This is a genomic window from Bradyrhizobium sp. P2_E8 (assembly GCF_056403875.1).
Genome location: NZ_JBFUES010000356.1, coordinates 1 through 6,874 on the forward strand (window position 1 = coordinate 1; position 6,874 = coordinate 6,874).

At 62.6% G+C, this 6,874-nt stretch carries 5 protein-coding genes and 1 pseudogene; 1 reads left to right on the top strand and 5 read right to left on the bottom strand.

Annotation, left to right across the window (positions count from 1 at the left end; all coding sequences use genetic code 11):
• The 3 genes and pseudogenes from AC1D00_RS20165 to AC1D00_RS20175 form a co-directional block, all read right to left on the bottom strand.
• Nucleotides 1-1,340 (bottom strand): ethylbenzene dehydrogenase-related protein (locus tag AC1D00_RS20165; RefSeq protein ID WP_477011870.1); only part of this gene is annotated, 1,340 nt, incomplete at its 3' end.
• A gap of 239 nt (nucleotides 1,341-1,579) precedes the next feature.
• A pseudogene (locus AC1D00_RS20170) lies at nucleotides 1,580-1,791 on the bottom strand (transposase); the annotation flags it as partial.
• Between the two features lie 265 nt (nucleotides 1,792-2,056).
• A complete protein-coding gene (locus tag AC1D00_RS20175; RefSeq protein ID WP_477011871.1) occupies nucleotides 2,057-3,940 on the bottom strand; it encodes a caspase family protein in 1,884 nt (627 codons plus the stop codon).
• Nucleotides 3,941-4,191: 251 nt separating this feature from the next.
• Between AC1D00_RS20175 and AC1D00_RS20180 the strand changes: the two genes are divergently transcribed.
• On the top strand, nucleotides 4,192-5,094 hold the full coding sequence (locus tag AC1D00_RS20180; RefSeq protein WP_477011872.1) for a hypothetical protein: 903 nt from the start codon (nucleotides 4,192-4,194) through the stop codon (nucleotides 5,092-5,094).
• A gap of 175 nt (nucleotides 5,095-5,269) precedes the next feature.
• On the opposite strand, the gene AC1D00_RS20185 is transcribed toward AC1D00_RS20180, so the two are convergent.
• Complete coding sequence (locus tag AC1D00_RS20185) at nucleotides 5,270-5,590, bottom strand: hypothetical protein (protein WP_135179066.1); 321 nt, start codon at nucleotides 5,588-5,590, stop codon at nucleotides 5,270-5,272.
• Between the two features lie 14 nt (nucleotides 5,591-5,604).
• Nucleotides 5,605-6,874 (bottom strand): NAD-glutamate dehydrogenase domain-containing protein (locus AC1D00_RS20190; RefSeq protein WP_477011873.1); only part of this gene is annotated, 1,270 nt, incomplete at its 5' end.

The following is a 6,874-nucleotide window of genomic DNA, read 5'->3' on the forward strand; positions in this document are numbered from 1 at the left end:
ACCGTGACGGGCCCCTTGTCGTTCCTGCGGACGAACTTGAAATTATACGAATAAAGAGAGCGACCAGGCTTGTTCCAATAGCCGCCCTGGTAGCGGGCATCGTAATTTTGCTCGTCCAGGGTCGGAGCGTAGGGCGGGCCGATATACTGGCTATCGACACGCCCGAGCATGCCCCCGCGCGACGCCTTCCACTGCCACATGTCTATGTAGCTGCCATCCGTCGTGAAGTGGAAGCCCCGGCCGTTGATCGGCATCGGTTTGCCGGGCAGCGGGTTGGTGCCGAGATCGGTCGCGCCTGCGCCGCCGAGCGATGGGTTATCCGAGAGAATGACCGCAAGTTTATCCTCGTAGAAGTCGACGGCGTCCTGCAGGCCCGCACGCTCGTCGAGGACGTGCCAGCCATCCTCTTTCTTGATGATCGGAATGCGGCGCAGGGAGCGCGTGGGATCTTCCCAGCGGAAGGCGAAATAGATCTTCTGCCCGTCGTGCAGGGCGCGCACCTCCACGAGCGATTCGCCCGATCCGCCGAGATTGGCACCCTGCTGCGTGCGGATGAAGACGGGGCGCGCGCGCGACCAGGCGGGATCGCCCATGGCGCCGTCCAGCTTGGGCGCGTCGCTCACCCGCGCGACGACGAGCGTATCGCGCGTCGCCCAGTCGACCCCGGCGACGCCGCACGCGACTGCCACCCCGATTGCAGCGGCGACGAGAAGAGGCCTCGGCCGCACGGCCTTCGCGATCGCGAGCGGGGCCGGCCGAAACACGCGGAAAATCTGCAGCCAGCCGCCATAGAGATAATGCGCGGCGACATGCGCGAAGATATAGACGAGCGCAACATAGGCGGCGGTCGAGTGGAGATAAGCCCACCAGCCGCCATAGCCGAGATACATCATGACGCCCGTCGCCGTGAGGAAGATCACGAGCGCATAGACGAACCAGTGCAGGATGACGTTGACGGCCCCCCACTTGAGGCGAGCCGGAGCGCGCATCGCGAGGATCCGCGTCTTCTTGGGGCTGTTGCGCTCGACGAGGCCGCTGCGCGCGAGGTAGGCGACGTAGGCCGACCCGCAGAAGAAGACGGCGAGTCCGGCGAGGAAATGCCAGGAAAAGATCTCGCCCTGCGGCAGGACGGGAGCGAGCCATTTCGAGAAGGGGGCGTGCAGCGCGTCTGCGGCGATGCGTAGGCCGGTAACGAGGCTTACGACGAACGCGAGCGCGGTCGCCCAATGGAGCGTTATCGTCCCGACATCCGTGCGTGGCGGGCCTTCGTGAGGCTTTGTTTGAGCGAGGCTTCTCTCGGTCAAGGCGTCGGCGTTCGTTCGAGCGGTGTCATTTTTCATTGCATAAAGCTTACCCATGGTAAACCGGCAGAGCCATAGCGTCCGCTTTTCGCTTCTCCCGGAAAAGCGGACAGCTGCGAACAGGCTACCTCCGCGATATCATAAGCAAGTTATCAAGTCTGGCGAGATTGCTCGTTTCGCGACATTTCGTCCCCGGTCGGCCGTCCCTGGACATTCGAGAAGGCGCGAGCGTCACGAGGTTTCCGTGGGATTTCCGGTGGGCCGTTTTGCTCCCCCTTGGTGACACCCTGCTGGTCGAAGGCGATCAGGCGGCTGCTGGCGATGGCAACGCGGTGGGTGTAGCGCGACAGATAGACGAGCATGGCCTCGAGCCCGCCGAACGGTCGCTTTGCGTGGACGACCCACTCCGCTTGCGCAGTGGCGCCAGAAAGGCTGCGAATCAATGGGATTTGGCGAGATGGGCGTGGTCGCCGAAGAAGCTAAGGCGGCCGGCAACGATCATTGTCCCAGTCAAAGCAGTCGGCCAACGAGCCGCCCTTGGGGCATACGCCGTCGGGGGCGTAGCTAGCCTTCAGTCAGTCGATCATTCCCAGGATCTTGAATTTATATAACAATTTCAACTATATATGAGTTCGCGGTTTCGTTCTGAACGGCGCGCCAGTTTCCGAATGGCTTGCGCTTCCGCCGATCGACATTTTCGTGTCGCTTTGGAGAAGAATCCACGATGCAGCTCGGGTGATGAGCCTGCAGCAACGCTAGTTCGCCGCGATACATCGCTTTTGACGACGGATCCCGTGAGCCTGTGATCCTCCGATCAGTTCGAGGACTTGTCCCCGCGGGCAGGCGCTGCTTTGGACGGTCATTCGCTGGCCGGTCGGAATTGATCCATCGGGCGGCTCACCCGGCAATCGGCGATTGGGAGAAAATTCGGTCGGCGGCAGAGACCTCTGCGGCTTCGAACCACCCGCTGATGATTCGTCCGGAGCTCTCGAAGATATGTTCTTCCTGGGACGCGCACAGTTTCCGTCATCCTGCAGCTCGAGGCCGCTCTTGCAGGTGATCTTCGTGCAAGCGTCTCCCTCTGCCCGGTAACCATGGTCACAAACAAGCGGGCATACCCTCGGCGCACGAGCCTTGATCGCATCGATGGTGTCGATGGATACGGCCTGCACGTCGAACTCGGTACCGGCATACTTATTGAACAGACTCAGCGAACGGCGTGACGATGCATTCCAGTCGCCATCCGCGGCAGTCGTCAAACATCCGACGCGGCGCAGCTCCAGCTGAGCGAGCTTCGCCATTTCTTGCGGCGACAGACTGGGTTGCGAGACCGTCGGCTGGACGGCGGCAATCTTCTGAGCGGCTTCATCAGCCGACTTCTTATCGGCAGCCTGCTTTGCGGCCTGCTCCGCCGCAGCCTTTTCACTCGCAAGTCTGTCAGCGAGCGCCTTCTCGGCCGCTTGCTTTTCGGCTAGCGCCTTGACGACGGCGGCCTCCGCTTCCTTCCTTCGTTGCTCGGCCGCTTCTGCCTTTGCTTCCTCGATCTGCTTGGCCTTTTCCGCCGCAAGACGGTGCTCCTCGGCAGACCTGGCTGCGGCAGTTGCCCTGTCCTGATCGGCCTTCTTCGCACGCTCTGCGACCAACCTGGCTTTCTCCTCGTCGGCCTGCCGAGCCTTTTCTGCAGCCGCCGCGCGTGCCTCCTCGGCAGCGATCTTGTTCAGTTGGCCTTTGGCCAAATTGGCGTAAAACCCCTCCGGATATTGCGCGAGAAAAGCGGTCCAGCCATCCCTTGTACCGAGCTGCAATGAGAGTTCGTAATCCTTGCGGACTGTTTCCAGCGGACTCGCCTGCGGGCCAGCTGCGACCGGCTTGGCCGGCACAAGCGTAACGTCATTGCCACCGAGCGAGCCATAGACATAAGGCTCCTGCTTGAAGCTCGTGTTCTTCAACACATCGTCACGGACAAACCCAAACGCCTTGCGCAGATCAAGGCCGGGCTTCGTTAGATGATCGGCGAGGGCCGTAGCAAACGGGCTGTTCTTCGAGTCGCCGTCCGACGCTGTCGATCCAGCCTTGGCCGCAAAGGCGATCATCGTGTTCGCGCTGTTTGGCTCAACCTTTGCCAGCCCCCGTCCAATCGCGCGCGAGGACAGCGTGCGCTTCATCGTTTTGGCGAAGGGATTATCGCGACAAGCATCCAGAATGACGAGACGAAGCTGCTTGGCAGGTTCGATCGTTACCAACACCCGATCCAGAGGAAAGGCTTCGTCATATACATCGGTATCAGTCTCGAGAACCGCGTCTGTGGGAATCAGGTAGTTGCTGCCGTCGACCTCGATGCCATGGCCGGCATAGTAAACCACGGCGATCTCGGCATCGCGCGTTTTCGTGCCGAACTCGCGCAGCGCCCTGCGCATCTCCGCAGTATTAAGATCGAGCTTGACGTCCACCACATCGAAACCGGCAGCCTGGAACATCTTGCCGATCAGACCTGCATCGTTGATCGGGTTGCCGAGCCGCGGAACGGTCTTATAGGCGGAGTTGCCGATAACGAGGGCGACGCGCTTTTGGGCGAGCGCCGGTTCACACCCGAGCCAGGCAAAGAAAATGATTATGGAAAAGATGCGAAGTACGCCCATCACAACCCCAAATCACTATGTGACCAGAGTATTCGCAGAATGGACAAACGCAACTGCCATTCTGTGACTTGCATCACTCTCATAGGAATGGAGTAAATGAGTGGACCCCTAGGCGCCTGCTTAACAGCATGATCTCACCCCACCGGCCGACTGCCCATTTCCGCTCATGGTCCACCAAGATAGGGGCACGGCGAACGAATAGTGCCCATCTTCATCGAGCGCGGCGCGCCATTTCGGTAGTAAGTTGTCCCATGCGTCCTATCGATCGTCTGTTCTCCTGCCTCGTCCTGTTTCTTGCAGTCGCAGCCGTCCCGGTCCTTCCCGCGCGCGCGGCCGAAACCTGCCCGTTCATCAGCGCCCAGGAGCTCGCCGGCGCGATGCCGGCGCTCAAATGGTCGCTGATTTCAAATCAGGACGGCCGCGGCTGCATCTACCAGGCCGGCCGCGGCGACACGATGATGCTGACCGTGTTCCGCAATCCCGACAAGGACCGCGCCAGGGAATTGTATGCGACCTTCGTCAAGACGCTCGGCGAGCGCATGCCGCTGAACGCAGTGTCCGGGATCGGCGAGGAAGGCCAGGGCGGAACGAGCGCCGCCGGCGCGCAGCGCCAGGAGGCCTCGGTCGTCGCCTTGTCCGGCGACTACATTCTGCAGATCAGCGTCTATCCGATCGGCCGGCGTGCCGACGATGCGCTGCTCGGACCGATCACCGAAGCCGCGCGCGTTGCCATCGGGAAGGTGAGCAAGAGCAGCGAGCGGTTCGGCAATTGCGAGTGGCTCACGGCCGCGGATGCCGACGGCTTTCTCGACAAGGGCACGCTGACGGTCCAGCGGACCGGCGCGGGCAGCTGCATGATGTTCGATCGCGAGGCCAACACCATGACCGTCGCGGTGATCGCGATCTCGCGCGACACCGTCATCAGCATGATGAAGCGCACCGGCCCGTGCCAACACGTGGCGATACCCGAGCTCGGCAGTGAAGCATTCGGCGAGCATTCCTGCACCAAGGGCAACGGCAACGCCGTCAACATCTATGTCTGGAAGAACGGCAGGCAGGCTTCGATCCTGTTCGCGCCGGTCAAGCCGCATCCTGAGTCCGGCTCGGTCGAGCGCCTGAAGGCGGTCGCCGGGCGAGTTTATGGAAAACTGTAACGGCGCCGCGTGACAGCGCCGGTGCACGCGCCCGCGGCTCGGCCGGATAGAGCGTCAGACGGCGCACAGTGGCACAGCGAAACAATAGTGCCATCTTCATCGGCCGTGGCGCGCCATTTCCGCTTCGTTTGCGATGCCGCCAATCAATTGTGGCCTTTGCTGCACTTGCCTTGGCCTACGGGATCCTTGCCACAACGTTGGGCCGGTTTTCCTCGAGCCAGGCGACGGCCTCGGGTCCATCGACGACACATGCGAAGGTTTCCCAGGTCGGGTCCTCCAGGGATTCCGATTGCAGTCGCGTCGCCGCATACTCAACGAGGTCGTGCAAGCCTTCGTATCCACGTCGGTGCTCGAGGGAATCTGCAATCGCCGTGCTGGTCCATCCTCGTTGGGCCAACTCGATGATGCTCGGAGCATCAGCCTCGTTGAACCACGGTGTGGCATCGAACTCGATACAACGGACATTGTCGGCGGTATGGCAAGTGGCGTGAATCATTTGGATTCCTCCGTCTAGGCTTTGACCAGGTCCCCCAGCAAGTTCGCGGCCACCATGAGCTTGGCCAGCGTCAGGCCACCGGCGGCGATCTCTTCGACCGCACGGCGGATGCGCGTCGCCTCGGGGTGAGCTGCAAGCCAGGTCTCCGCGGCCTGCTGACCGGATTGGCCGGTTGCCAGCATAGCTGCGGTCAGGCGTCTTTCGGCTGCCGCGATCAGTTCGACGGCGCGGTCGATGGCCAGGCGTTCGAAATGATCGCTGGCGGCCACGCTGCGCGCGGCGGCCATGATGCGGTCGAGACGGAAATTGGCTTCCGCGGCAAAGAACGTCGCGGTGGCATCGCGGATGCTGCGGCTGGTGCGCTCGGCGACCGTCACGATATCCGGCGCCGAGACCAGGGCGTCGAGGTCCGCCAATTCGCCGGCGAGGCCGGTCGGGACGCCGGCATCGGTCAGCTCCTGCCGGCGCTTGCCGCGCGCGGCTTGCAAGTCCGGTGGCAGGGCGTCGTCGAGGGAGGCTGCGATCTCGCGGACGGCAGGGCCAAACCGGGCGTTGATCGCGCTCAGCCCATCCTTGAAATCGACATTGCGCACATACCAGACCATGCGGGAGAGCAGGAGATCCTGGATCGCCGCGTAGAGGCTGAGCTGCAACTGCCCGTCGATACGTGTATCGAGCGCGTCGATCGCGTCATTGAGCCGCCTGAGCTCGTAGATCGCGTCCACCGCCACCTGCGCCATGACGATGGTCGAGATATCGGCGTCGGTCTCGTCGGTCAGGCGCACGATGCAGGCCGGGCCCCCGCGGTTGATCACGGCATTGACGAGACTGGTCGCGATGATCTCGCGTCGGAGGCGATGGAGCTCGACCGCGGTCGGGAATTTGTCGAGAATCTCGCGCGGAAAATACAGGGACAGTCTGCGGGCGAGATAAGGATCATCCGGCACGCCGGTGAGGAGGAGGTCTTCGTAGAGTGTCAGCTTGGCGTAGGCGAGCAATACGGCAAGCTCCGGCCGTGTCAGGGCCTGGCCGCGCCTCGTGCGCTCGACGATCGCTGCATCGTCGGGCAGGAATTCCACGGCGCGGCTGAGCAGGTGACGCTGCTCGAGCGACTGCATCAGGCGGGTGAGGAAGCCGGTCTCGGCCACGCCCTTGCGTTCGGCAAGCGACAGCGCCAGCGTCTGGAGGTAGTTGTTGCGCAGCACCAGCGTGCCGACTTCGTCGGTCATCGCCGCGAGCAGGGTGTTGCGGTCAGCCGGGCTGAGACGTCCCTCGCGCTCGGGC

What these genes read in the sequence shown, in the direction of transcription:
- AC1D00_RS20175 (WP_477011871.1), bottom strand. Translation starts at nt 3,940, where the DNA reads ATGGGCGTACTTCGCATCTTTTCCATAATCATTTTCTTTGCCTGGCTC.
- AC1D00_RS20180 (WP_477011872.1), top strand. Translation starts at nt 4,192, where the DNA reads ATGCGTCCTATCGATCGTCTGTTCTCCTGCCTCGTCCTGTTTCTTGCA.
- AC1D00_RS20185 (WP_135179066.1), bottom strand. Translation starts at nt 5,590, where the DNA reads ATGATTCACGCCACTTGCCATACCGCCGACAATGTCCGTTGTATCGAG.